Here is a 26,720-nt window from a genome sequence, read left to right as displayed (position 1 = left end):
CAGGGGTGGGGGCAGGAGTGAGGGCAAGGGTGGGGGCAGGGGAGGGGCAGGAGTGGGAGCGCGGAGGTCCGGATGCCCGGGTGCCGTGCGGAATGCGCGAAAACGGGAACCGGAGGCCGGATCCGGGCCATCATCTGAGCACAAGGGGGCTTATGCCTCGGGGGGCAACAAAACGCGTATGGGGTGGAACATGTCGCGTTGGAAGGGGCTGCCCGCATCACTCGACCATCGGGTGCGGCAGCTCGTCATACAGCTTCGGAGGCTGAAGGACCACAGCGGGCTGAGCCTGGCCGCGCTCGCCGCCAAGACCTCGTACAGCAAGTCGTCGTGGGAGCGCTATCTCAACGGCAAGAAGCTGCCGCCGCGTGAGGCGGTGGAGGCGCTGGCACGGGTCTGCGGCGTCGACGCGACCCGGCTGCTGGTGCTGCACGAGGTCGCGGCACAGGCATGGGAGTCCGACCGGGAGTCCGACCGGGAGTTCGGCCCGGAGGGGGAGGGGGAGAGGGAGCCGGAGGGTGGCCCGGAACCCGTCGTCCAGGAAGCCGTCATCCAGGAACCCGTCGTCCCGGAACCTGCCGGCGTGAATGCGGCGCCGGACGCCGTCGTCAGGGGCGCGCGGGTCGGGTCACCGGCCACCCGGGGGGCGCTGGCCGTGCTGGCCGTGCTCGTCGCGGCCGGTGCGGTGCTGCTGGTCGTACGGCCCTGGCAGCACGAGCAGGACACCGATGCCCGGCCGGGTACGGGCACTTCGGCGGTCGGCCGGACCGTCAGCGCCGCACCGACGTTCAGCCGACGGCCGGGGGAGACCTTCACCTGCCGTGTACAGCGCACGGCAGGCACCCTGTCCGCCGGACACAGCCGTACCGCCACGGCGATCCTGGGCAACGGCGTCGGCGGCTGGGAGGTCGTCGAGGCGCAGTGTCTGCTGCGCCATCACGGCTTCGACCCGGGCCCGGTGGACGGCATCGTCGGTGAGCGCACCCTGCGCGCCGCCAAGCGTCTGCAGAGCCAGGCCGGGCTGCCGGTGGACGGCATCGTGGGGCCCGACACCTGGAAGGTGCTCCGCCGGTGAGCGGCAACCGCAGCGGGCTGCGCGAGGGCGTCGAGAGCGCCCGACTGGCCTCGGGGATGCGGGAGTTGAGGGCGCGTACGGGGCTGAGCCTGGCCGCGCTCGCCGCCAAGACCTCGTACAGCAAGTCGTCGTGGGAGCGCTATCTCAACGGCAAGAAGCTGCCGCCGCGCGATGCGGTGGAGGCGCTGTGCGGACTGGCCGGTGAGCCGGCCGGACGGCTGGTGGCGCTGTGGGAACTGGCGGACGCGGCCTGGAGCGGCCGGGCGGCGGCACCGGGGGTGACGGATGCCGGACGCGGCGCCGAGGGACGGGGCGATGACGGACGTAGCGCCGCGGGGCGGGGCGATGACGGACGCAGCGTCGCAGGACGGGGCGATGACGGACGCAGCGTCGCAGGACGGGGCGATGACGGACGTAGCGCCGCGGGACGGGGTGATGACGGACGGGGTGACGCCGGGCGGAGTGACGCGGAACAGAGAGACCTCGGAGCGGATGCGGCCGGGCCCGGGCCCGGGTCACGGAGCGCGTCGCCGCGCGGGCCGGGGTGGCTCCGGCGGCGGGTCGTGCCGTGGGCGGCCGGTGCGGTGCTCGGCGGGCTGGCGATCGTCGCGGCGCTGGCCCTCTGGGCCGGCGAGGGGCGGGGGGAGAACCCGGGCTCGGGCGGTGCGGGGGTGAGCACCGCGCCCACGCCCTCCGCGGTGACCGGCTGCCGTGGATCGGCGTGCGACGGCGCGGACCCGTACTCGATGTCCTGCGGAGTCGCGGGTCTGGTGGAGAAGCTCACCGAGCGAACCACCGCCGGAGGGCGGCACATTGAGATCCGTTATGCCAAGGCGTGCGGCGCGGCCTGGGGGCGGCTCCGCGGCGGCCGTATCGGCGACCGGATGGAGATCGTGGTGCCGGGGGCGGAGCCGCGGTCGGTGCGGGTGGCGGACCGCTTCGACGCCGAGGGGTACCTGGTCACGTCGATGGCGGCGACGCGCGGACCGCGGGGCATCCTGCTCTGCCTCTACCCGGCGAAAGGCGCGCCCCGCGAGTGCGTGGAGCGGTGAGGCGCGCCCGGGCGACCGGACGGACGCCTGTCGGTACGGGCTCCCCGCTCGGAACCGGCGCCGGGCCCGCCGGCCGGAACCGTCTCTGGCCCGCCGACCGGAACCGTCCCTGGCCCACCGGCCGGAACCGTCCCTCGCCCACCGACCGGAACCGTCCCCGGCCCACTGGCCGGTAATCGCCGTAGAGGAAGCCCCTCCGCAATGTCGGGCGCATGCCCGCCCGTATCCCGGGCATGCGCACCGATACCCCCCACGGGTGTGGCACCACTCGGCGGTCGCCCGCCTCCCCTCCCTGAGCGGGCGGCCGCCATACTTCTCACGGGGGCGGATGCCCGTCACGGGGCGGACGCCCGGCGCACCCGGTGAGGTGTTCCACACCGGCCCGCCACCTGCTGCGGGCAGCGGTCCGATAGCCTGACGGCCGGGTCTCTCGATACCAAGAGACCTCGATAGCAGGGCAGGGACACCCACCGCCACCCCAGGTGGTACAGGGCCCTGTCCCCGGTAAACCCGGTAAACACCGCGCAGGAGATCGCCATGACCCGCACTCCCGTCAATGTCACCGTCACCGGCGCCGCCGGCCAGATCGGTTACGCACTCCTCTTCCGCATCGCTTCCGGTCATCTGCTCGGCGTGGACGTGCCGGTCAAGCTGCGCCTCCTGGAGATCCCGCAGGGCCTGAAGGCCGCCGAGGGCACCGCGATGGAACTCGACGACTGCGCCTTCCCGCTGCTTCGGGGCATCGAGATCACCGACGACCCGAACGTCGCCTTCGACGGCGCGAACGTCGCCCTGCTCGTCGGCGCCCGCCCCCGTACGAAGGGCATGGAGCGCGGCGACCTCCTGGAGGCCAACGGCGGGATCTTCAAGCCGCAGGGCAAGGCCATCAACGACCACGCCGCGGACGACATCAAGGTCCTGGTCGTCGGCAACCCCGCCAACACCAACGCGCTGATCGCCCAGGCCGCCGCCCCGGACGTGCCGCGTGACCGCTTCACCGCGATGACCCGCCTCGACCACAACCGCGCCGTCTCGCAGCTCGCGCAGAAGACCGGCACCCCGGTCAGCGAGATCCGCAAGCTCACCATCTGGGGCAACCACTCCGCCACCCAGTACCCGGACATCTTCCACGCCGAGGTCGCCGGCAAGAACGCCGCCGAGGTCGTCAACGACGAGCAGTGGCTGGCCGACACCTTCATTCCGACCGTCGCCAAGCGCGGTGCGGCGATCATCGAGGCCCGTGGCGCGTCCTCCGCCGCCTCCGCCGCCAACGCCGCCATCGACCACGTCCACACCTGGGTCAACGGCACCGCCGCGGGCGACTGGACTTCCATGGGCATCCCGTCGGACGGCTCCTACGGCGTCCCGGAGGGCCTGATCTCCTCGTTCCCCGTCACCACCGAGAACGGCACGTACAAGATCGTTCAGGGCCTGGAGATCAACGACTTCTCCCGCGCGCGCATCGACGCGTCGGTCAAGGAGCTGACGGAGGAGCGCGACGCGGTCCGCGCTCTCGGCCTCATCTGAGCCACCCGCCCAGCCTGAGTTCCGCTTCGAGCCCGTATGGCCCCAACGGCCGTGCGGGCTCGGCTCGTTCGACAGTACTGCCTTCGACCGTACTGTCTTTGACCGTACTGTCTTCGACGGTACCGTCTTCGACCGTACCGTCGCTGATCAATCGTTCTTCCTGCTGTGTGCCACGCGCCGGACGGCCTGGTTGACGGCTTCCATGACGAGGCTGACGGCGCCGACGGCAAGGAAACGCAGCCACCAGGGAAAGCCGTAGTACTCGCCGAGGATGAACGCGACGGCAAACCCGATGATGACGGTGAGCCAGAGGGGAAGAGTGGGGAACTCCGACTTCTTCGTGTCGTTCACGGTGGAGGGCACGGTGATTCCTTGTCTTCGTGGACTGAACTGACGTCCCCCGGCATGGAGATACCGGTGGAGATATCGATGGAGATGCCGCTGGAGATACCGATCGGGATACCGGTGTGAGATACCGGGGGACGTCAGCCGTGGGTCAACGTGTCACTGATTCCGGGTAAGGATCAGTGGAACATCTGCCAGATGCCGTAGAGGTCGGAGCCGACACCCATGGCGGCCAGTGGGCCGCGGACGTACCAAGGCAGGCCGCCGTACCACTTCTTGAAGTCGTCGTACTTCTTCATGACGGCCTTGGCGAAGCCCGGTACCTTCTTCAGTACCTTGATCAGGGCGCCGAACTTGCCGCCGCCGGCCCGGATGCCCTGGGCTTCCACGGCGGTGCCGTCCGCGATGGCCTGCAGTTCGGCCCGGTCCTGGGCGTTGAAACGGTTGCCCTCGTACTTGAGGAGGTTCGCGGCAATCTGCCGGGCCGCCTCATTCTCGGAGATGGTGGCCGAGGCCGCCTCGGCGCGTACCGGCTGGGCGGCGGCGTGGGCGGTGGTTCCGGCAACACCGAAGGCCAGCGCGGCCATCACAGCGGCGGCACCCACACGCGTCATCTTGCGATTCACGTTATACTTCCCTATTGCGTATACACGCAAGGGGGGCGTGGAATCAGCGCCCCGGAAAGATTTGCACACACACGATCCGGCGTGCATTTCACTCCCCCCCGTGCAAATTTCACTGGAATCCCGCCAATTGGGACGGACTGGTCAGGGCCGCCCCGGCGGGAAAATGAACGTACCTTGACCTGAACACGGCCTTCAAATTCTCTGATCTGTGAGCCTGCTCACAGAAGTGCCAGGCCGATCAGGCCGAAACGCGGATTCTCCGAGGCGCCCCCTGTTGATCAATTGTTGATCAATGGCGAGGCAAGATTGATCAATAACCAGGAAAGCTGCGACCGCCCAGCCCCCCTGAATTGGTGACCCCCTTTCAAATTATTGGCCAGCAAGGCAATTAGCCCACTTCGCCAAAGATCAAAGCTCACTTCACCAAAGATCAAAGGCAGTACGCCCTACTTCGGTGCCTGGAAGCCGCTGATCTCCTGCTCGAGCAGTTCGGCCAGCCGCAGCGGGGTCCGGTCCTCGAACATCGGGCCGATGAGCTGCACTCCCACCGGCAGACCCTCGGGGGACCGGCCCGCTGGTACGGCCGTGGCGGGCAGACCGGGCATCGTGGGCAGACCGGCCCAGACGAGCTGGTCGAAGTACGGGTACTCGGCGCCGTCGATGTCGATCCGGCGTTCCCTCGGATCGGGGTGGTGGTCGTGCGGGAACGCGGGAGTGGGCGTGACGGGACACACCACGGCATCGAACTCGGCGAAGAGCTGCCGCCAGCCGTGGCGGTGGAGCTCGCGACGGCTGTTGGCCTCGATCCAGTCGCGGTGACTGCACACCATGCCGCGTAGCATCGCCGCTTCAATGCTCTGGTCGTCCGCGCTCAGTCCGGCGGCGCGGGCCCGCAGTTGCTCGTACGCCTCGACGGGAAAGTGCGCAACGGAGCCCGAAAACAGCAACTGCCGGTAGAGCAACGCGGCTTCGGTCAGATCGGGCAGTAGCGGACTGTGCCGTTCGACGCGGGCGCCGCCGTCCACGAGCGCGTCGGCCACCCGGTTCACGCCCGCCCGCACAGCGTCCCCGGTCGGAATGAACGGATGCTCTTCGAGGACCAGGACCCGGAAGTCGCAGAGCCGCTCGTGGCGCGCGGGCGGCAGCGTCAAGTCGTACGCCACACCGAGCGTCAGCGGGTCCGGTCCGGCCATGACGTCGAGCAGGAGCGTGAGGTCGCGGGCGGTGCGCGCCATCGGACCGACGACGGCGAGGTCGTGGTCGGTCGGCAGGGCCGGCGCGGACGGCGGGACCATACCGCGGGTCGCCGCCAGCCCGAGTGTCGGCTTGTGTGCGTAGACACCGCAGAAATGTGCGGGGGTGCGCAACGAACCGGCGAGGTCGGATCCGATGGACAGCGCGCCGAATCCGGACGCCAGGGCCGCCGCCGAGCCGCCGGAGGATCCGCCCGACGTACGACGGTGGTCCCACGGGTTGTTGGTGGTGCCGTAGATCTCGTTGAAGCTCTGTATGTCCTGCAGCCCCAGGGGCACATTGGTCTTGCCGAGCACCACCGCGCCCGCGGCCTTGAGCCGCGACACCTGCACCGCGTCCTCGGCCGGCAGGTAGTTCCGGTGTTGTGGCATGCCCCAGGTCGTGGGCAGCCCGGCGATGTTGTAGGACTCCTTGACCGTCACCGGAATGCCGAGCAGCGGCTGGTCCTCACCGCGCGCGCGTGCCTGGTCGGCGCCGCGCGCGGCGGCCCGTGCACGGTCGAAGTCCGGCACACAGATCGCGTTGATCTCCTTGTCGTCCCGCTCAATACGGGCGATCGCCTCGTCGGTCAGTTCCACCGAGGTCACTTCACCGGCTCGCAAAGCGGCCGCGAGTCCTTCGGCCGTCGAAAAATTCCAGTCCATGAATCCGACCGTAGAGACCCCTGGGAGAGGTCATAAAATGGCGCTTTGCGCAACGGGGTTGATGCGTCACCCCTCTTCACTCCTCTTCATGGGCAGCCAGGCCTGAGGTGGTGTGTCCCTGTCGCGGAACATCACGCACGCCCGGCTGAACTCCGGTTCGGCAACCTTGGGTTATCGCGCTGACACGGAGTGGTTCTCTCGCCTATGCTGCGGCTTCCGCATCGCCGTGGTGGGCCGTTGGCGCGGTGCGCTCGTTGGCGTAAACGGGGGAGGCCGATGAACGGGATGGACGTGCCTGCGCAGGCTGGGGGGCCCGGCGGTGCCGGGAACACCCCGTGGCCGTTCGAGAAGCCGTCCGGGTCGCCGCCTGAGCCGCCTTCGCCACCGGCGTCGACCGGAGCGGCCTGGGTTCCGGCTCCTCTCCCCGCCACCCCGCCCGGCGCGAGTGAGGCCACTCGGCTGCTGTGTGCGGGCACGTACCTGGACGGTGAGTTCCGGGACGCGGTCATCGACGAGCTGTACGTCCACGAGGAGCGGTTCGCTGCGCCCTCCCTGGGGATCGACGCCGCCCGGGTACTCTCCCATGCACTGCGCGCCCGCCGTCTGGAGCTGGGCTGGGCCGCCGGGATCCTGTTCGCGTGGATCGTGGCGCTTCCCCTGTCGTCCGGGCTGGTGGCGCTCTACCTGTTCCCGATCATCGTCATGGGGCTCGGCCGGCTCGTGCGCCGGGCGCCGATCCCGCAGTGGCTGGCCCGGCCGCTCTCGTTCGTGCTGCGCTGGTACGGGCGGCTGACGCTGATCTTCGTGGTGTTCTCGCTGCTGATGGTGGTGATCACCGCGGAAGCGCTGTACGGCCTGGGGCAGTTGCCGGTCGGCGGGCTGCTGCCGTCGTTCGCCTTCCCGGGGCTCTTCTCGGGCGGCTCGTCGAGCGCCCTCTTCGGTGTGTGGGTCGCCCTGCTGCTGCCGGTGCTGGTGGCCATGCTGGTGGCGTTGCAGCGGGGGCAGTGGGCCCGCGCGCTGGCCGGTGAACTGTCGCGCGAACGCTTCCCGGACGTGATGTCCGACCCCGCTGAGCGGGCCGAGGGAATGCGCTTCCGGCGGTTGCGGGACCGGGTGCGGATCGAGCAGCACGGGCCGTTGGTGATGTACCGCGCCGCCGACCCGTTCTGCGGCGCCGGATGGCCGTACAAGACCTGGTCGCTGTCGGTGGAGCTGAACCCGCGGGCGGACCGGGAGGTCGAACCGCTCGACAACAGCGCCATCCTGGCGCGCATCGTGCCGCTGGTGGCGGCGCTGCGGGTGCCGTCCCCGCACGGTTCGCCGGCGGCGGCCGATGCGGTCCGCGACCGGCTCCGGGCCCTGGAGATCGACGAGTGCGTCTTCCTGCCGGCCGAGGGACTGCCCACCCGTGAGGCGGCGCCGTACGCACCGGAGGCGATCGAGCAGCACCGGGCCGCCGCGGTGGAGGAGGGCGGCGAGACCCGCCGGCACTTCCTGCGGATCCGGGTCGGGGGCTGGAACGAGGGCGTGGTCACCACAGTCTTCGTACGGGTGCACACCCAGGGCGGGATGCTGATGCTGGAGGTCGCGCCGCATGTGCTGTGGCCGCTGCGGCAGGTGTTCCAGGACGCCGACCGGCTCGCCCACCAGTACCGGCACCACCACCACTTCGGCCGGGCGGTCTGGGCGCTGGCCCAGACGCCCCGCTCCGCCGGTGCGGCGGTGGTCACGCTGGTGCGCGGTCTGCTGTCGGCCTGGCGGCTGGCCACCGCCGGACACGGCGCGGCGCTTCCCGAGGGCCCGGGCGCCTCGGTCCGCGAGCTGGGTTCGTACGGCGAGTCCTCGCTCTTCCAGGACATGGACGTGGCCCGCTATCTGAAGACCATTCAGCAGCGGGTGGCGGCCGGGGTGACCACCGCGCTGCACGAGGCCGGCTACCAGACCGACGAGTTCGAGCAGCGGATCGTGCATGTCGCCGAGGGCGGTACGTACATCGAGTCCGCGCAGGGCGCGATCGGCATCGGCGACCACAACACGATCACCAACAACGCCACTTCGAGCAGCACACCGCACGGCTCGAAGGGCTCCGCGGCGAAGGGAAGGAACCAGCGTGGCAACGGCTGACGAGCGCGGCAAGGGCATCCACATCGGCAGCGTCCAGGGCGCCTTCGCCATCGGCGACCACAACACGGTGACGAACAATGAAGGAGGGGGCGGCACCGCGGCGGATCCGGCGCAGCAGGAGCTGCTGCGCGCCCTCCGGGAGCTGCGTGAGGACCTGTCCCGGGCGGTGGAGAACCCGCAGATCACGGCGCTGGGCAGGGAACTCGCCGACACCGAGGCGGAGATCGCGGAACGCGGGGAGGCCGGGCCCGGACGGCTGGCGCGGCTCCGTACGGCGCTCACCGACGCCGGCGCGGTGGTCGGCCTGCTGGCGTCCGGTGCCGCGGTGGTCCAGGCCGTCGCTGCCCTGGTGGGAGGCTGACCGTGCGGCGCGGTGGCCAGGCCCGCTGGAACAGTGAGACGCAGCGGTGGGAGGACGGCGCACCGGCGCCGGTCCGTTCCTATACGGGGCCGATGCCGCCCCGGCCGACGTTCGCGCCGGAGCCCGGGCCGGTGGCCGGTCCGGGGCCCGGGTCGATGCCCGGTCCGGGCTTCGACCCGTATCCCGACCCCGGCACGTATCCCGACTCCGGTCCGTATCCCTACCCCGACCCCGGTGGCGGTGGTGGTGGCGGCTTCGGCGGTCCCGGTGGCGGTACCAGCCGTCGTACCGCCGCGCTGGTCGCCGCCACGGCGGTGGCCGTGATCGCCGCGTCCGCCTACGGTGGCTACCTCCTCTTCGGCCACGGCGACGCCGATTCCCCGCCCGCGGCTCAGCCCCCGTCCTCCGTCGCACAAAGCTCCGTCACCGCCGACAGCAGCAACCCACAGTCGTCCACCGAACCGTCCGCGGACCCCTCGTCCCCGTGGTCTCCCTCGCCCTCGGTTCCGGCCGGCTACCACCTCGTCCACGACGCCAAGGGCTTCACCACCGCCGTACCGGACGGCTGGCAGCGGAGCGAGCGCCCGGCCGGCGTCTTCTACACCGCCCCGGACGAGCGTGGCCTGGTGCAGATCTTCGAGATCACCGAGCCCGACACCACGCCGGAGGAGGCGCTCCGTACGGCCTCCAAGGGGCTCTCCGGCAACCCTGGCTATGCGGAAATCAGTCTCGGACCGATGGGGGGCGAGGCGCCCGGCACGGACGCCGCCCAATTGATCTACGCCTATGACAGCAAGCGGGTCGGCACCCGCGTCAAGGCCGTCGACTGCGCGTTCACCGCTGCCGACGGCCGTCAGTTCGCCGTACTGGTCCTGGGTACCGAGGCCGAATGGCCGCAGCAGGAGCGGACCCAGCGGATCGCCCTGCAAGCCTTCGCCCCCAGGAATTGAGGGCACTCGCACGGAACCGAGGGCACTCGCACGGGGAGGAATCGAGGGCACTCGCACGGGGAGGAATCGAGGGCACTCGCACGGGGAGGAATCGAGGGCACTCGCACGGGGAGGTGAGACCGGCTGCCCGGGCGGCCGGTGTTACCCGGGCAGCTCGGTCCGCTCCCACCACTCGTAGACCGGGAGCGGACCGTCGGGGGTGTCCTGCCTCCGGCTGGTGGCACGGAAGTGCTCGTAGCCGTTACGGAACGGAATCTTCAGGTCTTCCCCGGGAGGACCGGCCGGCACGATCCTCTTGGGCAGCTCCTCGGGCCCGCCCTCCAGCACTGCTTTCGCCGCTGTCTCAGCCATGCCTGCATTGTCGCTCCCCGGATGTCACATCGGGCGGTACCGGTACGTCATTCGGGTGAGGGGCTCGCTTCCGGGCCCCGCGCACACCGACGAGGAGGCACTGACAGACATGGCTACCGCCCGCATCTCCCTCACCCCGCGCCGCACCCTCACCATGCGCTTCGCGGAGTGGTACTGCCGACGCGTATACGGCGAGGTCGTGCAGCCCGCGCTGGCGCTGGGCCACCACCCGAAACTGCTGCGCCAGTACTTCTCCTTCGAGCGGAAGGTGGCCGGCTGGAAGGCACTGGATCCGGGGCTGAAGCACCTGGCGGTGTTGTCGTCGGCGGCGCTGATCGGCTGCTCGTGGTGCGTGGACTTCGGCTACTGGCAGGCCGACAAGCTGGGGCACCCGCTGGAGAAGATCAGCAAGGTGCCGGACTGGCGGGCACACCAGGACTCCTTCACGGAGCTCGAGCGCCAGGTCATGGAGTACGCGGAGGCGATGACCGCGACCCCGCCGGACGTGACCGACGAACTGGCCGAGAGCCTGCGCAGGCAGCTGGGCGAGGCCGCGTTCGTCGAACTCACCACCATGGTGGCGGTGGAGAACCTGCGCTCCCGCATCAACAGCGCCATGGGCCTGCACAGCCAGGGCTTCTCCGACAACTGCGCGATCCCGTTGACCAAACCCGGCAACTAGCGGGCCCTTCGCCCCGGATGCGCGGTGCCTGCCGTCGGCGTATGCGTATGCGTATGCGTATGCGTGGGCGTATGCGTCGACGTGTGCGTATGCATGCCGCTCAGACGCTCTTCGTCCCCTGGATCAGGTCCTCGTACACCGCGATGTCGACGGTGTCGCGGGGAGCGGGGGTCTTGGCGGGAACGGGGGTCCCGTAGTTGCTCAGCAGGATCGTGCCGATCTGGTGGTCGGCCTCGGCGGTGAGTTTGAGGGGGTAAGGCCTGCCCTTCGTGGCGACGTAGAGGGTCTGGACGATTCCGTCGAACTTCTTGGTGACGGGGAGAACCGGCCTGCCTTCGTGGACCGTGGGTTTGCCCTTGGAGAGAGTGGGGGTGGGGGTGGGAGAAAGCGGGTGAGAGGGCGGCGGGGTGCCGGTGGGGGGCCGGTTGGGGCCGACCGCCGACTCCTGGAAGGCAGTGAGGTCACAGGCCACGGAGAGGCTCTGCAGGAAGTCGTCGCGGGTCGTGCCGTGCAGGTACTTGTTCTTGTACTTCTCGGCCGCGTCGGTTCCCTCGCGGCCGGGCAGCTGGCTCTTCCAGAAGGCCGCGTCGGGCTTCAGCCAGACCTTGTTGCCGCGTTTGATGATCTGCACGCGGCCGAACGGGCCCTTGCTGATCGCGCCGGCGCAGTTGCCGGCCTGGTCGAGGGTGAGATCTAGCTTGGTGGGGTTGGCGGTGGTCTCGGTGCGCAGACGCAGGGATTTCGCGGCGACGAGTTCACCGAGGGCGTCGTCGGATATCTGCTGGGCCGATTTGCCCGCGAGGTCGCCCTCGCCGTCGGGGTCGCCGGCCGCCGATGGCGCGCCCGTGTATCCCGTGTATCCCGTGTATGCGGCTCCGGCGATCAGGGCGGCGCCGCAGGTAAGGGCGGCTGTGGTGGCGACGGCACGGCGTCTGGTGGTCATCTCGGCACCTCCGGCCGGAGGGGAGGGGGCACTCATAGGTGAGGGGAGGGGCACTCGTGGGGAGAGGGCCCTTCAGGGTACGTACCGGAATATTCTGCGGCATAATGACCCATACGGCGCATTTTCGTTTCCTGAGGCCCGCGCAGAGCGCCGCGACGCCTCCGGCGCGCAGGGCTGCCTTTCCGGCCACGCGATTTCCGGCCACGTGGTTTCTGGCCATCTTCGGCTGAATCTCACCCGCGACTTTCAGCCCCCAGGGCGCCCGATGACCGCCGCGGAGCGCCGCGATGCCGTCACTGAGTTCCGCACGGCGATGCGGCCATGAGGGCCCGGTCGTACAGGAATCACCGCACCGGGCGTGGGTAGGCAGTGGAGCGCGGATAACCCTGGAGTATGCCCTTGTCAACCGCCCGGTGTGGCGGGTGAGGTGGGCGGGGTCGGTGAGTCTGGTGCTGCGATGACCGCTGAGTTAGCGTCCTTCACCGGGTTGGCCGCGGGGAACGACGTCGTCCCGTAACGGGCCCTGACAGGCCCGGGCTGCCCTGTCGCTGAAATCACAACTGGCGTATCACGAAAGTAGGTTGCTGTGGTGACCGTTTCGCGGTCGACGATACCGGTGCTGTTCGAAGCGTGTGCTGATGCCTCTCCTGACGCGGTGGCGCTGGTCGCCGCGAACCACACCTACACCTATGGGGAGTTGAACTCCCGCGCCAATCGACTGGCCCGCTTACTGGTGTCGCGCGGCATCGGTCCCGAGGACTTCGTGGCCGTCGCGTTGCCGAGGACCGAGCACATGATCGTGGCGCTGCTCGCGGTGCTCAAGGCGGGGGCGGCGTACTTCTCCATCGATCCCCAGCATCCGGCCGAGCGGGTCGCGTTCATGGTCGAGGAGGTGTGCCCGAAACTGGTGTTGACCACGGCCGGATCCAGCACACCCGGGCTGGCGGACAGCGATGTTCCGGCCATCGCGCTCGACGACGTATCGCTCTTCTCTGAGCGCTCGGAGAGCTCGGAGCGCTCAGAGAGCAGCGTGTGGGCCGATGACGACCTGACGGATGACGACCGCATCGCGCCGCTCCGGTCCACCCACCCGCTGTACGTGATCTACACCTCGGGTTCGACCGGCCGCCCCAAGGGCGTCGTGGTCACTCACGGCAACCTGGCCAACCTGCTGACCGACCTGGGCGAGCGGTTCGGCCTGACGGCCGAGGACCGCATGCTGGCCACCTCGGTACTGGGCTTCGACATGTCCGGCGTGGAGATCTTCCTGCCGCTGGTGCGCGGGGCCGGCATCGTGCTCGCGCCCTCGGGTGCCAACCGCGAGCCGGCGACCGTGGCCGAACTGCTGCGGCACGGTGTGACCCTCGCGCAGGGCACGCCGACCTGGTGGGGCATGCTGGTCGAGCAGATCCCGGACAGCCTGCGCGGACTGCGCATGCTGGTCGGCGGCGAGGCGCTGCCCCCGACCGTCGCCACCGCGATGCTCGCACTCGGCCGTGAGGTGGTGAATCTGTACGGGCCGACCGAGACCACCGTCTGGTCGACCCTCGCGCCGTTGAGCGAGGTCTCCGGCCCGCCGCCCATCGGGCGGCCGATCGCCAACACCCAGGTCTATGTGCTCGGTTCCGACGGGTTGCCGGTGCCGACGGGGGAGACCGGTGAGCTGTACATCGCCGGAGCCGGGGTCGCGCGGGGTTATCTGAACCGGCTGACTCTGACAGCGGAACGCTTTGTCGACAATCCGTTCGTCAAGGGCGATGCGTCCGTCCAGGGCGAGTCGCGGATGTACCGCACGGGGGACCTGGTGCGCTGGTCCGCCGACGGCGATCTCGAATTCGTCGGCCGGGCCGACCGGCAGGTCAAGATCCGTGGGCACCGGGTCGAGCTCGGCGAGATCGAAACCGCCTTGGCCGCGCACCCGTCGGTCGGTCAGGCCGCGGTCGTGCTGCGCGAGGACCGCCCCGGCGACCACCAGCTGGCGGCCTACGTCGTACCGGCCCCGCAAGGGGAGTCCGAGGAGGCGGCGCGGGAGAAGGTCGACGAATGGCAGCAGGTGTACGACTCGGTCTACACCGGCACGGGCACCGGCACCGACTCGGCCCAGCCCCCGCTCGGCGAGGACTTCGGGGTCTGGAAGAGCAGCTACGACGGGCACCTGCTCCCGATGGAGCAGCTCCGGGAGATCCAGGACGACACCGCGGCGCGGCTGCGGTCGCTGGGGGCGCGCCGCGTACTGGACATCGGGGTGGGCGCCGGCCTGACGCTGGCCCGGGTGGCGCCGTTCTGTGACGCCTACTGGGGCACGGATCTCTCCGCCCCGGTCATCGACAACATCAGGACCCAGGTCGACAAGGATCCCGCGCTGGCCGGGAAGGTCGAGCTGCGGTGCCAGCCGGCGGACGACCTCGACGGCCTGCCCAGGGACTTCTTCGACCTGGTCATCATCAACTCGGTCATCCAGCACTTTCCCACGGTCGATTACCTCGTGCGGGTCCTGACGAACGCGATGGACCTGATCCGCCCCGGCGGTTCCGTGGTCGTCGGGGACGTACGCCATCTCGGTCTGCTGCGCAGTCTGAAGACCGCGATCCACCTCCACCGTGCCGATGAGCGGACGGATGCCGATGAGGTGCGGCGCGACGTCGAGCATGCGCTGGCGCTGGAGAAAGACCTGATGATGCCGCCGGAGTTCTTCGTCGCGCTCGCCGACCGGATGGACTCCGTCGCCGCTGTCGACATGCGCCTCAAGCCCGGGCGGTACCACAACGAGTTCACCCGGTACCGCTACGACGTCGTCCTGCGCAAGCGCTCGGGTGGGGACGCGGACGGGGACGGGGACGGGCCCGCGGCCGAGTCGCTGGGTGAGCTGCCCGTCCTCCGATGGGGGCAGGACATCACCGAACTGGGCGAACTGAGCGGCTACTTGAGCGGCAACTTGGGCGGCCACGTGGACGGCCACTTGGGCGGTCCGGCGGCGTCCGCGCCGCTCCGCGTCTCGGGCATTCCGAACGCGCGCATCGCCAACGAGATCGCCGCCGCCGACCGTCTCGCCGAAGGCGCGGACATCGGCGTGGTCCTGTCCGAGCTGCGTGGCGAGCCGCGCGGTGTCGATCCCGAGGAACTGCGGCTCCTGGCCGAGCAGTTGGGGTATCAGGCCATCCTCACCTGGTCCGGGGCGCCGGACGGCAGCTTCGACTGCGTCCTGGCCCCCGCGGAGGGGCCCGGCTATCCGGTGCTGTCCGACCTCTACCGGCCCGGAGCCGAGGAGAAGGCGCCGCTGGCCTCCTATGCCAACGCGCCGATGGCGGCCGTCGCGGCCGATCTGCCGACCGCCTCGTTGCGGGCGCATCTGGCCACGACGCTGCCGGACTACATGGTTCCCGCGGCCTTCGTACGGCTGGACGCCCTGCCGGTCAACGCGAACGGGAAGCTGGACCGCGCGGCGCTGCCGGCACCGCGACGGACAGCCGCCGCATCGGGCCGGGCGCCGGGCAACTCGATGGAGGAGACGCTGTGTGAGCTGTTCAGCCAGGTGCTCGGGGTGCCGCAGGTCGGGGTCGACGACAACTTCTTCGAGTTCGGCAACAGCATCCTCGCGGTCCGGCTGGCCAGCCAGGTGAAGCAGCGGACCGGCGTCGATCTGCCGGTTCACGAGATATTCGCCCGGCCGACCGCGGCCGCGCTCGCGGATCTGCTCATCCGCCCGGAATCCGCGGAATCCGGCGAGGACTACGCCGCAGAGAACTACGCCGAGAACTACGCCGCCGATGTGGACCTCGTGGCGGAGGCCTTCCTCGACCCGGCCATATCGACGGCGGGAAGTGCGCCGCTGGACCGGGACCTGGTCCGGGCTCCGCGCGCGGTCCTGCTGACCGGTGCGACCGGCTTCGTCGGGTCGTTCGTGCTCAGGGAGCTCCTCGACGGCACGGACGCCCGGATCTACTGCCTGGTGCGCGCCAGCGAGGACACCGAGGCGCTGGACCGAGTGCTGGACAGCCTGCGCGGCTACGGTCTGGCGGAGGGGGTGCATGCCGACCGGATCACCGCGATCACCGCGATCGCCGCGGACCTGGAAAAGCCCCTCTGCGGGTTGTCGGAACCGCAATTCGACATGCTGGCCGAGCAGGTCGACCTCATTTTCCACAATGGCGCACGGGTCAATCTGGTCGATCCGTACAGCCGTCTCCGGGCGGCCAATGTCGGCGGCACCCGGGAGTTGTTGCGGCTGGCCGCGAGCAAGCGGGTCAAGCCGATGCACTACGTCTCCGCGACGAGCGCGCTGATCGGCACCGCGGACAACCCGGAGCCGCTGGCCGAGGACCGGCGGGTCGATCCGGATCTGATGCCCGCGGAGGGATATGCGCGCACCAAATGGGTGGCCGAGGAAATGCTCCGCATCGCGCGGGTGCGCGGAATTCCCTCGGCGGTGTACCGGCCCGCGCAGATCGGCGGTCACACGGACACCGGTGCCGTGGGCGTGAACGACGGACTCTGGCACTACATCCGCGCGTGTGTGGAGATCGGGGCCGTACCGTACGCCGGGGCCGGCTGGACCGAGGTGAATGTGGTGCCGGTCGACTACGTCGCCAAGGCCTATGTGCGGCTCGCACTGCAACCGGAGTCGATCGGCCGCGAGTTCAACCTGACCAATCCACGGACCGTCAGGATCGACGCGATCATCGACCGGATCCGCACCCTCGGCCACCGGATCGAGGCCGTGCCGTACGAGGAGTGGACGCGCCGGCTCCAGCGGCACGCGGACACCCTCGCCGATGACCGGGACAGCTCGGTGCGGGCGACCCTCGTGCTGGTCAGCGCGGCGGTGGAGTCCCTTCAGCTCGACGACTACGGCTACGACCGGACCAACACCTCGCGAGGTCTCGCCACCTCGGGCATCGACTGCCCCGCCATCGATCAGCCCCTGCTCGACCGGTACCTCGCGTACCTCGTCGATTCCGGGTTCCTGCCCGCACCGACCGGGCACCAGGGCTGAACTGTCCTGACTGTTCCGACTGTCCTGACAGATCCGACAGTCCTGGTGGGCGACGACGAGTTCGAGGGATCCGAGGGATTCGAGGAGTTCGAGGAGGAATGATGGAGCACCGTCACGTCGGGAAAAGCGGACTGATGGTCAGCGAAATCGCATACGGCAACTGGCTCACCCATGGCCAGCAGATCGACGAGGACGCCGCATACGCCTGTGTGGCGGCGGCACTTGACGCGGGAATCACCACCTTCGACACCGCCGATATGTACGCGGACACCCGTGCCGAGGAGGTACTGGGGCGGGCACTGGCCAAACAGCGACGGGCCGGGCTGGAAATCAGCACCAAGGTCTACTGGCCGACCGGCCCCGGGCCCAACGACCGCGGCCTGTCCCGTAAGCACATTCTGGATGCGATCGACGGATCACTGCGCCGCCTCCGCACCGATTACGTGGACATTTACTGGGCTCACCAGTACGACGTCGAGACGCCGCTCGAAGAGACGATGGAGGCGTTCTACGACATTGTCCGGGCGGGAAAGGTCCGCTATATCGGTGTGTCCGAATGGCGTGCCGAGGACATCCGCGCCGCGCACCGGCTCGCCCGGGAACTACGTATTCCGCTGATCGCCAACCAGCCGCAGTACTCCATGCTGTGGCGGGTGATCGAGGCCGAGGTGGTTCCCGCCTGTGCGGAGCTGGGCATGGGCCAGATCGTCTGGTCACCGATCGCCGGGGGCGTACTGACCGGCAAGTATCTGCCGGGACAGCAGCCGCCCTCCGGGTCGCGCGGCGCGGACGCGGAGAGCCGCCAGTGGGTGGATCCGTACATGAGCGACGAGGTGCTCACCCGGGTGCAGCGGCTCCGGCCGCTGGCGGAGTCGGCCGGGCTGACCCTGGCGCAGCTCGCGGTGGCGTGGACGCTGCAGAACCCCCACGTCGCGTCCGCGATCGTCGGCGCGTCGAACCCGAAGCAACTCGCCGAGAACGCGGCGGTGTCGGGTGTCACTCTGGACGAGGAGCTGCGCACGCGGATCGACGACATTCTGGACCCGGTCGTCGAACGGGATCCGGCCCGGACCGCCCGAGAGGACCCGCGCCCGTGACGACCGTGGGACGAGGGTCCGCGCCCGTGACGACCGTGGGACCTCGCGCGTCCGGGAGAACGTACGGAAGAACGTCCGGGAGAACGTCCGGAAGAAGACACCCAATTGCTCGCCTGACTACCGGAGGGGAAGCCTGATGACGACGATCACACCGACCGGCTGGCCGCACGCGCCGCTGCCCGTCGACGAAGTGCGGCGTGTGACCGGGCCGTTCGGGGAGGCCAGCATGCTGCCGGCGGCGGCCTACACCTCCCCGGAGGTGTTCGCCTGGGAGCGACGCCACCTCTTCGCCGGCACATGGAGCTGCCTCGGCCGGCTCGACGAGGTCTTCACCGAGGGCGTGACCCAGTACGCCCGGCAGGTGGGGACCGTGCCGGTCCTGGTGACCAGGGACGGCGACCGGATCGCCGCGTTCGCCAACATCTGCCGGCACCGCGGTCACGAACTGCTCGCCGACGGCTGCTCGTCGAGCAAGCGGGTGGCGCACTGTCCGTACCACTCCTGGACGTTCAAACTGGACGGCTCGCTGCGCACGGCGCCCCGGTTCCCCGACCTGCCGGCCGATCACGGGCTGATAGAGCTGCCTGTCGAGGTCTGGCACGGCTGGATCTTCGTCAATGCCAGTGCCGATGCCGCGCCCTTCCCCGACTACCTGGGAGCGCTCGCCGGCTTCGTCGCGCCGTACGCGCCCGAGCAACTGAAGCCGGCCGCGACGCGCAGCTACGAGGTGGAGGCGAACTGGAAGGTCATCGTCGAGAACTACCAGGAGTGCTACCACTGTCCCCATATCCACCCCGAACTGGTTCCGGTGGCCCCGCCCAGCACCGCCTGCTACATCGCCGACCAGCCGGGAGCCTGGGTCGGCGGCACGCAGGAACTGGCGGAGGGCGCGGAGACGATGTCGGAGGACGGGCGGCCCGGCGCTCCCTTCCTGCCCGACGCCGAGCGGGGCAAGGTCTTCTACGCCGCGCTCTTCCCCAACCTGCTCCTTTCCCTGCACCCCGACTACGTGCTGACCCATCACCTGAAGGCGTCCTCTCCGCACCACACCCGCGTCGAGTGCGCCTGGTACACCCTGGACGGGACCATCGACGCAAGCCCCATTGACTTCTGGCATCGCATCAACCTCCAGGACTGGGACGCCTGCGAATCCGTCCAGCGCGGGCTCACCTCACCGCACTACCGGCCCGGGCCGTTCGCACCGATCGAGGACTCCGTGCACCGGTGGGTGGCCCTCGTCGGACGCGCGTACGGCGGCATGCCCCCGTGGGACCGGCCGTCCGACGGTTCGTGACGTCCGCACCTTTACCCGGTGTGACCTCTGAGCGAGCAGGAGGGCGGTTCGCCCTGCCCTCCTGCTCGTACCGCTCGCGCCACCGGACGACTTCTCTGACGTCTCTGACGTCTCTGACTCCTTTGCCTTCATTGACCGAACGACATAACGACATATTGGGAGGCGGCCATGGTCTGGGTGCTGCTGATCAGTGCCATCACCGCTGAGGTCATAGCCACCTCGTTCCTGCGACTGAGCGAGGGTTTCACCAAGCTGGTCCCGAGCGTGGTGGTCGCGGTCTCCTACCTCGCCGCGTTCACGCTGCTGGCCCAGGCGCTCAAGAAGATGGAGCTGGGCATCGCCTACGCGATCTGGTCCGGCCTCGGCACGGCTGCGATCGCGGTCATCGGGATGCTCTTCATGGACGAATCGGTGACGACGGTCAAGATCCTGGGGCTCGCTTTGATCATCGGCGGCTGCGTCATGCTCAACCTGAACAGCGACCACTGAGCGATGGCGCCGAAGCCGCAGACGTAACAGGAACAGGAACCGGAACCGGAATCGAGCAGGAACGTATCGGGCGTTAAACGGACGTTCCGGGGCATTGGTCCGCGCACTAAGTGAGTCGGGTCACTTTCGAGGAATGTTTACGCATACGTATTCGGGATGTGGGGAGGGGTCCAAGCTGCTGGTGACGACCAGCGGGAACGCATTTCTGTAAGTGGAAGGCAGCACAACGTGTCGGCAGTCGAGACCATTCACGTAGACGGGGTGTGGCGTCAGGCCGCATCCGGCGCCTCGCGGGAGGTCCTCGACCCCGCCGACGCGACCTCCCTCGCCACGGTCGCCGAGGGGGGTGCCGAGGATGTGGACGCCGCCGTGGCGGCCGCCAAGCGGGCCTTCGATGGCGGCCGGGGCGAGTGGCCCCTGACGCCCGTGGCCGAGCGCGCCGCGCTGCTGCGCCGCGTCGCCGACCTGCTCCAGCGCGACCGTGAGGACATCGCGCTCATCGAGAGCCGCGACACCGGTAAGACGCTGGAGGAGGGCCGGGTCGACGTCGACTGCGTGACCGACGCCTTCCGCTACTTCGCCGATCTCGTCATGAACGAGAGCGGCGGACGGGTGGTGGACGCGGGCAACCCGAACGTGCACAGCATCGTCGTGCACGAGCCGGTCGGCGTCTGCGCGATGATCACCCCCTGGAACTACCCGCTGCTCCAGGCCAGTTGGAAGATCGCCCCGGCGCTGGCCGCGGGCAACACCTTCGTCATCAAGCCGAGCGAGGTCACCCCGCTCTCGACCGTCCACCTGGTCAAGCTGGTCGTCGAGGCCGGTGCGCCGGCCGGTGTGGCGAACATCGTCACCGGCGCGGGCCTGCCCGTCGGCCAGCGGCTGGCCGAGCACCCGGACGTGGACCTGTTCTCCTTCACCGGCGGCCTGGTCAGCGGTACCAAGGCCGGTGCGGCCGCCGTCGCGGGCGCGAAGAAGATCGCCCTCGAACTGGGCGGCAAGAACCCCAACGTGGTCTTCGCCGACGCCTGCGCCACCGAAGAGGGCTTCGACACCGCCGTCGACCAGGCGCTGAACGCCGCCTTCATCCACAGCGGCCAGGTCTGCTCGGCCGGCTCCCGGCTGATCATCGAGGAGTCGGTGCGCGACCGCTTCGTCGCCGAACTCGCCCGCCGCGCCGAGAAGATCAAGCTGGGCCGCGGCACTGCCGACGGCGTCGAGTGCGGCCCGGTCGTCTCCCAGCAGCAGCTCGACAAGGTCGAGGCGTACGTGGCCTCCGCGCTGGCCGAGGGCGCCCAGCTGCGCTGCGGCGGCAAGCGCCCCGAGCCCAGCGACGTCCGCCCCGCGACCGGCTACTTCTACGCGCCGACCGTCCTGGACGGCTGCCACCGCGAGATGAAGGTGGTCCGCGAGGAGACCTTCGGCCCGATCCTGACGGTCGAGACCTTCACGACCGAGGACGAGGCCGTCGCGCTCGCCAACGACACCGAATACGGCCTGGCCGGAGCGGTCTTCTCCGCCGACACCGCCCGCGCGCGGCAGGTCGCCGCCCGGCTGCGGCACGGCACGGTCTGGATCAACGACTACCACCCCTACCTCCCGCAGGCCGAGTGGGGCGGCTTCGGGAAGTCCGGCATCGGCCGCGAACTGGGCCCCGCCGGCCTGGCCGAGTACCGGGAGAGCAAGCACGTCTACGAGAACCTCCGGCCCGAGCCGGTCCGCTGGTTCGCCGGCTGACCACCCGTTGCCCTGCTGACCAACCGTCAGCAGGGTTGGTACGTCCGTCTGTTCGCACCCCCGCGCACACGCACGCACTTTGCAGACACAGCAGTTTTGCAGGAGAAGGAGCACCCCCATGACCGTGTATGACTACGTCGTCGTCGGCGGCGGAACCGCAGGATCGGTGATCGCGTCCCGGCTGACCGAGGACCCGGACGTCACCGTGGCCGTCATCGAGGGAGGCCCCAGCGACATCGACCGCGAGGAGGTGCTGACGCTGCGCAAGTGGCTCAGCGTGCTCGGCGGCGAGCTGGACTACAAGTACACGACCACCGAGCAGCCGCGCGGCAACTCGCACATCCTGCACAGCCGCGCCAAGGTCCTCGGGGGCTGCTCCTCCCACAACACCCTGATCTCCTTCCGGCCGCTGCCGTCCGACTGGGACGAGTGGGAGGCCGCGGGCGCCGCCGGCTGGGGCTACAAGGAGATGGACCCGTACTTCGCCAAGCTGCGCAACAACATCGTGCGGGTGGCCGAGAAGGACCAGAACCAGATCGCCACCGACTGGATCGAGGCCTCCACGAAGGCCCTCGGCGTGCCCGAGGTCATCGGCTGGAACGACAAGCCCTTCGAGGAGGGCGTCGGCTTCCTCGACCTGGCCTACCACCCGGAGAACAACAAGCGCTCCTCCGCCTCCGTCGCCTACCTCCACCCCCACATGGAGGCCGGTGACCGCCCCAACCTGACGCTGCTGCTGGAGACCTGGGCGTACAAGCTGGAGCTGGACGGCACCCGGGCCAAGGGCGTCCACGTCCGTACGAAGGAGGGCGACGAGGTCTACCTCGAAGCCGCTCGCGAGGTGCTGGTCTGCGCCGGAGCCGTGGACACCCCCCGGCTGCTGCTGCACTCCGGCATCGGTCCGAAGAAGGACCTCGAGGCGCTGGGTATTCCCTGCCTGGTCGACCTGCCGGGCGTCGGCGAGAACCTCCAGGACCACCCCGAGTCGGTGATCGTCTGGGAGACCGACGGGCCGATCCCGGAGAACTCCGCGATGGACTCCGACGCGGTCATGTTCGTCAAGCGGGACCCGGAGCACACGGGCCCCGACCTGATGTTCCACTTCTACCAGATCCCGTTCACCGACAACCCCGAGCGGCTGGGCTACGAACGCCCCGAGCACGGTGTGTCGATGACCCCCAATATCCCCAAGTCCCGTGCCCGCGGCCGCCTTTACCTCACCTCCGCCGACCCCGAGGTCCAGCCCGCGCTGGACTTCAGGTACTTCGAGGACGAGGGCGACTACGACGGCCGCACGCTCGTCGACGGCATCAAGCTGGCCCGTAAGGTCGCCCAGGCCGAGCCGTTCGCCAAGTGGCTCAAGCGCGAGGTCTTCCCCGGCCCGGAGGTCACCGACGACGAGGAGATCAGCGAGCTGGTGCGCAAGGCCGCGCACACCGTCTACCACCCGGCGGGCACCTGCCGGATGGGCGCCGCCGATGACCAACTCGCCGTCGTCGACCCGGAGTTGAAGATCCGGGGCATGCAGGGCATCCGCATCGCCGACGCCTCCGTCTTCCCGACCGTGCCCGCCGTGAACCCGATGGTCGGCGTCCTGATGGTGGGAGAGAAGTGCGCCGAAATGCTCGTCAAGCCCACGACGCAGGGAGGTGATGCGTAAAAATGGCTACCGCTGCCGCCGACGCATCCGGCATACCCGAGCCCCGTAACGCCGCGCCGGCCGAGGAAGGCCGGGACGTCGTCTTCTCCGTACGCGACCTGTGGAAGGTCTTCGGCCCGAAGGCCGAGCGCATCCCCGGCGACGAGTCCCTCAACGGGCTGACCGCCGCCGAGGTGCGCGAGCGCACCGGCTGTACCCCGGCCGTCCGCGATGTCTCCTTCGACGTCCACAAGGGCGAGGTCTTCGTCGTCATGGGCCTGTCCGGCTCCGGCAAGTCCACGCTCGTACGCTGCCTGACCCGGCTCATCGAGCCGACCGGCGGCACGCTGGAGATCGACGGCGAGGACGTGCGGGGCATGGACAAGACCGCGCTGCGCGAGCTGCGCCGCAACCGCGTCTCCATGGTCTTCCAGCACTTCGGTCTGCTGCCGCACCGCACCGTCCTCGACAACGTCGCGTACGGCCTGGAGATCCAGGGCGTGGGCAAGGCCGAACGGCGCGCCAGGGCCCAGGAGATGGTCGAGAAGGTCGGCCTCGGCGGCCTCGAACAGCGCCGCCCCGGACAGCTGTCCGGCGGCCAGCAGCAGCGCGTCGGGCTCGCCCGCGCGCTCGCCGTGGACCCCGAAGTCCTGCTCTTCGACGAGCCGTTCAGCGCGCTCGACCCGCTGATCCGGCGCGATATGCAGGAGGAGGTCGTCCGCCTGCACCGCGAGGAGGGCCGGACGATGGTCTTCATCACCCACGACCTCGCCGAGGCGCTGCTGCTGGGCGACCGCATCGCGCTGATGCGCGACGGCCAGGTCGTCCAGCTCGGCACCCCCGAGGAGATCGTCGGCTCCCCGGCCGACGACTACGTCCGTGACTTCGTCCGCGATGTGCCGCGCGAGCAGGTCCTCACCGTCCGCCGCGCGATGCGTCCGGCCGACGCGGGCGAGGCCGAGCAGGGCGCCGCGCTCACCCCGGACACGCTGTGCGCCGACGCCATCGAGGCCGTCGCCCGCTCCGGCGGCGCGGCCCGCGTTGTCGAGGACGGCCGCTGCATCGGCGTGGTGGACCATGCGGGTCTGCTGAACGTCGTGGCCCGTATTGAGCGTGAGGAGGCGGCTGCCTGATGTCCGCCACCGCTCACGTCCCCGCTCGCGTACGTGGCCACGCCCCCACGCGCGTACGCGCCCAGGTCCGTACCCCGGGCGCGCGGGCCCGTATCCGTGCTGCCGCCGAGGCCCTGACCTCGGCCGCCCGCCGTCAGTGGCGCCAGGCCCAGCGGGCTGCCGCGATGAATGTGCCGGCCGGCACGGTGAAACGGGGCCGCGCATGAGTACCGCGACCACCGCTCCGGCGCGGGAGAGGACGGCCAAGTCCGTGGCTTCCGGAGAGACCGGCCGCTCCGGCGGGCCTGGGGGCCGTGGCCCCGACGGGTCCACCGGGTCCACCGACACCCCCAAGGCCACCCCGAGCCAAGCGCTCCTCCGCTACCGCGGCCTCAGCAAGATCCTGCTGCTCGCCGTCGCCGCGGCGGTCCTCGTCCCGATCGCCGGCGCCACCTGGGGCAGCGGGACGTGGCCGGGGGCCCTGTCGGTCGACCTGAGCGAGCCGCTGGGCAAGGTCAGCGACTGGATCATCGACAACCGCGACAGCCACCCGCTGTTCCTGTACTTCTTCGGCCACATCAGCAACGCCGTGGTGATGTCCGTACGGGCCGTCTACGTCGTGCTCCTCACGCTCGGCTGGACCGGTGTGACCGCCGGCGTCACCCTCGTCGCCTGGCGCGTCGCGGGCCGCCGCGTCGCCGTCGTCGCCCTGCTGTCCTTCGCGCTCAGCGGCCTGCTCGGCATGTGGGTACCGACGATGCAGACCCTCGCGCTGATGATCGTGTCGGTGCTGGCCTCGGTCGTCGTCGGCGCACTGCTCGGCCTCGCCGGCGGGCTGTCGGACCGGATGTTCCGCCTGCTGCGGCCCGTACTCGACACCATGCAGGTCATGCCGGCCTTCGCCTATCTGCTGCCGGTCGTGCTGATCTTCGGCCTCGGCGTGCCCGCCGCACTGCTGACGACCGTCGTGTACGCGGCCCCGCCGATGGCCCGGCTCACCGCGCTCGGACTGCGCGGCGCCGACCCGGGCGTCCTGGAGGCCGTGTCCTCCCTGGGTGCGACCGGACGGCAGCGGCTGCTGACCGCCCGCCTCCCGCTGGCCCGCAGGGAACTGCTGCTCGGCCTCAACCAGACCATCATGATGGCGCTCTCGATGGCCGTGATCGCCTGCATGATCGGCGCCGGCGGCCTCGGTGACCGCGTCTACCAGGCACTCGCCTCGGTCGACGTCGGCGCCGCGCTGGCCGCCGCCATCCCGATCGTGCTGCTGGCGATCGTCATGGACCGGATGACCGCGGCGGCGGGCGGGGCGGACCGCCCTGCCCGTACGAAGCCGAGGCCGGGCTCCGCCGACGGCCCGCGCCTGCTGCGCGGCTGGCGAGGCTGGGCCGGTGTCGCCGTCGTCACCGCCGCCCTCGCCCTCGTGGGCCGGCTCACCGGCTCCACGGTCTGGCCGTCCGGCTGGGTCGTGGAGATCGCCCCGCCGGTCAACGACTTCAAGGAGTGGATGGTCGACCACCTCTACTCCGGAGTCCCGGTCGTCGGCGGCACCGCCGACTGGGCCGCGAACTTCACCTCCTGGGTCCTGGACCCGCTGCGTGACGGCCTGACCGCGCTCCCCTGGTGGGGCGCGCTGCTGATCGTCGCCGCGCTGGCCTGGCTCATCGGCACCTGGCGCACGGCCCTGACCGCCGTGCTCGCGCTGGCGGCCATCGGCGTACTGGGCGTGTGGAAGCCCTCCATGGACACCTTCTCGCAGGTCATCGCCGCCCTTGTGGCGACGCTGATCGTCGGCGTCGGCGTCGGCATCCTGGCCTCGGGCAGCGAGCGCTTCGAGCGGCTGCTGCGCCCGGTCCTGGATGTCATGCAGACCATGCCGCAGTTCGTCTACCTCATCCCGGTGGTCGCCCTCTTCGCCGTGGGCCGCGCCCCGGCGGTGGCGGCGGCCGTCGTCTACGCCCTGCCCGCGGTCATCCGCATCACCACCCAGGGCCTGCGCCGGGTCGACCCGGCGGCGATGGAGTCCGCCCGCTCGCTCGGCGCGACCCGCTGGCAGATCCTGCGCCAGGTCCAGCTCCCGCTCGCCCGGCCCTCGCTGCTGCTGGCCGTCAACCAGGGCGTGGTCCTCATCCTCGCGGTCGTCGTCATCGGCGGCCTGGTGGGCGGCGGCGCGCTCGGCTACGACGTCGTCACCGGCCTGGCGACCGGCGACCTGGACCTCGGCCTGGTCGCGGGCGTGGCCATCGTCTGCCTCGGCCTGACGCTCGACCGCGTCACGCAGCCGACGGAACGCCGCGCGCGGAAGGGAGCCTGAACCATGGCACGTACGCGCAGAACAACGGCATGTACGCGGAGGACAACCGCACGTACGCGGAGGACAACCGCACGTACGCGGAGGACAACCGCACGTACGCGGAGGACAACCGCA

21 protein-coding genes are annotated in these 26,720 nt (G+C 70.0%); 16 read left to right on the top strand and 5 right to left on the bottom strand.

Translation table 11 applies throughout. The features are described 5' to 3' along the window. The first annotated feature begins 190 nt into the window (after nucleotides 1–190). The 3 genes from ACFY12_RS04530 to ACFY12_RS04520 all read left to right on the top strand — a co-directional run bounded on the left by ACFY12_RS04530 (nucleotide 191) and on the right by ACFY12_RS04520 (nucleotide 3,651). Nucleotides 191–1,072: a helix-turn-helix domain-containing protein gene (locus ACFY12_RS04530; RefSeq protein ID WP_390714197.1), complete on the top strand. Its 882-nt coding sequence runs from the start codon at nucleotides 191–193 to the stop codon at nucleotides 1,070–1,072. After that, nucleotides 1,069–2,124 carry a DUF2690 domain-containing protein gene (locus tag ACFY12_RS04525; protein ID WP_390714196.1) on the top strand — a complete coding sequence of 352 codons (1,056 nt, stop codon included), beginning with the start codon at nucleotides 1,069–1,071 and terminating at the stop codon, nucleotides 2,122–2,124. The genes ACFY12_RS04530 and ACFY12_RS04525 overlap by 4 nt, the downstream gene beginning before the upstream one ends. Nucleotides 2,125–2,661: 537 nt before the next feature. Further along, complete coding sequence (locus ACFY12_RS04520; protein ID WP_390714195.1) at nucleotides 2,662–3,651, top strand: malate dehydrogenase; 990 nt, start codon at nucleotides 2,662–2,664, stop codon at nucleotides 3,649–3,651. Nucleotides 3,652–3,798: 147 nt separating this feature from the next. On the opposite strand, the gene ACFY12_RS04515 is transcribed toward ACFY12_RS04520, so the two are convergent. From ACFY12_RS04515 to ACFY12_RS04505, 3 genes are all read right to left on the bottom strand, one after another. Then, nucleotides 3,799–4,014 (bottom strand): hypothetical protein, encoded by a 216-nt coding sequence (locus ACFY12_RS04515; RefSeq protein WP_390714194.1) that lies wholly within the window; start codon nucleotides 4,012–4,014, stop codon nucleotides 3,799–3,801. Nucleotides 4,015–4,175: 161 nt separating this feature from the next. Then, nucleotides 4,176–4,601: a hypothetical protein gene (locus tag ACFY12_RS04510; protein ID WP_390714193.1), complete on the bottom strand. Its 426-nt coding sequence runs from the start codon at nucleotides 4,599–4,601 to the stop codon at nucleotides 4,176–4,178. 467 nt (nucleotides 4,602–5,068) lie between these two features. Then, nucleotides 5,069–6,520, bottom strand: a complete 1,452-nt coding sequence (locus tag ACFY12_RS04505) for an amidase (RefSeq protein WP_390714192.1) — start codon at nucleotides 6,518–6,520, stop codon at nucleotides 5,069–5,071. Nucleotides 6,521–6,796: 276 nt separating this feature from the next. Here ACFY12_RS04505 and ACFY12_RS04500 point away from each other — a divergent pair, with 276 nt between their 5' ends. Genes ACFY12_RS04500 through ACFY12_RS04490 form a run of 3 tightly spaced genes read left to right on the top strand, consistent with a single transcriptional unit; the run spans nucleotide 6,797 to nucleotide 9,955 of the window. Then, nucleotides 6,797–8,644: a hypothetical protein gene (locus tag ACFY12_RS04500; protein WP_390714191.1), complete on the top strand. Its 1,848-nt coding sequence runs from the start codon at nucleotides 6,797–6,799 to the stop codon at nucleotides 8,642–8,644. Continuing rightward, entirely contained in the window at nucleotides 8,631–9,005 is a 375-nt protein-coding gene (locus ACFY12_RS04495; protein ID WP_390714190.1) for a hypothetical protein, read from the top strand. The genes ACFY12_RS04500 and ACFY12_RS04495 overlap by 14 nt, the downstream gene beginning before the upstream one ends. Before the next feature lie 2 nt (nucleotides 9,006–9,007). Beyond that, complete coding sequence (locus ACFY12_RS04490) at nucleotides 9,008–9,955, top strand: hypothetical protein (protein WP_390714189.1); 948 nt, start codon at nucleotides 9,008–9,010, stop codon at nucleotides 9,953–9,955. Nucleotides 9,956–10,096: 141 nt separating this feature from the next. Here ACFY12_RS04490 and ACFY12_RS04485 read toward each other — a convergent pair whose 3' ends face one another. Next, nucleotides 10,097–10,306, bottom strand: a complete 210-nt coding sequence (locus tag ACFY12_RS04485; protein WP_390714188.1) for a DUF5988 family protein — start codon at nucleotides 10,304–10,306, stop codon at nucleotides 10,097–10,099. A gap of 109 nt (nucleotides 10,307–10,415) precedes the next feature. Between ACFY12_RS04485 and ACFY12_RS04480 the strand changes: the two genes are divergently transcribed. After that, on the top strand, nucleotides 10,416–10,988 hold the full coding sequence (locus tag ACFY12_RS04480; RefSeq protein WP_390714187.1) for a carboxymuconolactone decarboxylase family protein: 573 nt from the start codon (nucleotides 10,416–10,418) through the stop codon (nucleotides 10,986–10,988). A gap of 100 nt (nucleotides 10,989–11,088) precedes the next feature. On the opposite strand, the gene ACFY12_RS04475 is transcribed toward ACFY12_RS04480, so the two are convergent. Then, nucleotides 11,089–11,931: a hypothetical protein gene (locus tag ACFY12_RS04475; RefSeq protein WP_390714186.1), complete on the bottom strand. Its 843-nt coding sequence runs from the start codon at nucleotides 11,929–11,931 to the stop codon at nucleotides 11,089–11,091. 589 nt (nucleotides 11,932–12,520) lie between these two features. Here ACFY12_RS04475 and ACFY12_RS04470 point away from each other — a divergent pair. From ACFY12_RS04470 to ACFY12_RS04430, 9 genes are all read left to right on the top strand, one after another. After that, nucleotides 12,521–16,924, top strand: coding sequence for an amino acid adenylation domain-containing protein (locus tag ACFY12_RS04470; RefSeq protein WP_390714185.1), 4,404 nt, complete (start codon nucleotides 12,521–12,523; stop codon nucleotides 16,922–16,924). Between the two features lie 101 nt (nucleotides 16,925–17,025). Next, nucleotides 17,026–18,021 (top strand): aldo/keto reductase family protein, encoded by a 996-nt coding sequence (locus ACFY12_RS04465; RefSeq protein WP_390714378.1) that lies wholly within the window; start codon nucleotides 17,026–17,028, stop codon nucleotides 18,019–18,021. 136 nt (nucleotides 18,022–18,157) lie between these two features. Further along, nucleotides 18,158–19,315, top strand: coding sequence for an SRPBCC family protein (locus ACFY12_RS04460; protein ID WP_390714184.1), 1,158 nt, complete (start codon nucleotides 18,158–18,160; stop codon nucleotides 19,313–19,315). A 168-nt stretch (nucleotides 19,316–19,483) separates the two neighbouring features. Beyond that, on the top strand, nucleotides 19,484–19,804 hold the full coding sequence (locus tag ACFY12_RS04455; RefSeq protein ID WP_390714183.1) for a DMT family transporter: 321 nt from the start codon (nucleotides 19,484–19,486) through the stop codon (nucleotides 19,802–19,804). Nucleotides 19,805–20,032: 228 nt separating this feature from the next. Next, nucleotides 20,033–21,541: an aldehyde dehydrogenase family protein gene (locus ACFY12_RS04450; RefSeq protein ID WP_390714182.1), complete on the top strand. Its 1,509-nt coding sequence runs from the start codon at nucleotides 20,033–20,035 to the stop codon at nucleotides 21,539–21,541. Between the two features lie 118 nt (nucleotides 21,542–21,659). Beyond that, on the top strand, nucleotides 21,660–23,201 hold the full coding sequence (locus tag ACFY12_RS04445) for a GMC family oxidoreductase (protein WP_390714181.1): 1,542 nt from the start codon (nucleotides 21,660–21,662) through the stop codon (nucleotides 23,199–23,201). 2 nt (nucleotides 23,202–23,203) lie between these two features. Further along, entirely contained in the window at nucleotides 23,204–24,313 is a 1,110-nt protein-coding gene (locus ACFY12_RS04440; protein WP_390714180.1) for a glycine betaine/L-proline ABC transporter ATP-binding protein, read from the top strand. Continuing rightward, nucleotides 24,313–24,519: a hypothetical protein gene (locus ACFY12_RS04435; protein WP_390714179.1), complete on the top strand. Its 207-nt coding sequence runs from the start codon at nucleotides 24,313–24,315 to the stop codon at nucleotides 24,517–24,519. The genes ACFY12_RS04440 and ACFY12_RS04435 overlap by 1 nt, the downstream gene beginning before the upstream one ends. Next, nucleotides 24,516–26,606: an ABC transporter permease gene (locus tag ACFY12_RS04430; protein ID WP_390714178.1), complete on the top strand. Its 2,091-nt coding sequence runs from the start codon at nucleotides 24,516–24,518 to the stop codon at nucleotides 26,604–26,606. Before ACFY12_RS04435 ends, ACFY12_RS04430 begins: the two co-directional genes overlap by 4 nt. Nucleotides 26,607–26,720 lie beyond the last annotated feature (114 nt).

The sequence above is a fragment of the Streptomyces sp. NPDC001339 genome (assembly GCF_042895955.1).
Lineage (GTDB): Bacteria > Actinomycetota > Actinomycetes > Streptomycetales > Streptomycetaceae > Streptomyces.
Note: the sequence above shows the minus strand (reverse complement) of the source record. Positions and strands in the feature narration are given on the sequence as shown.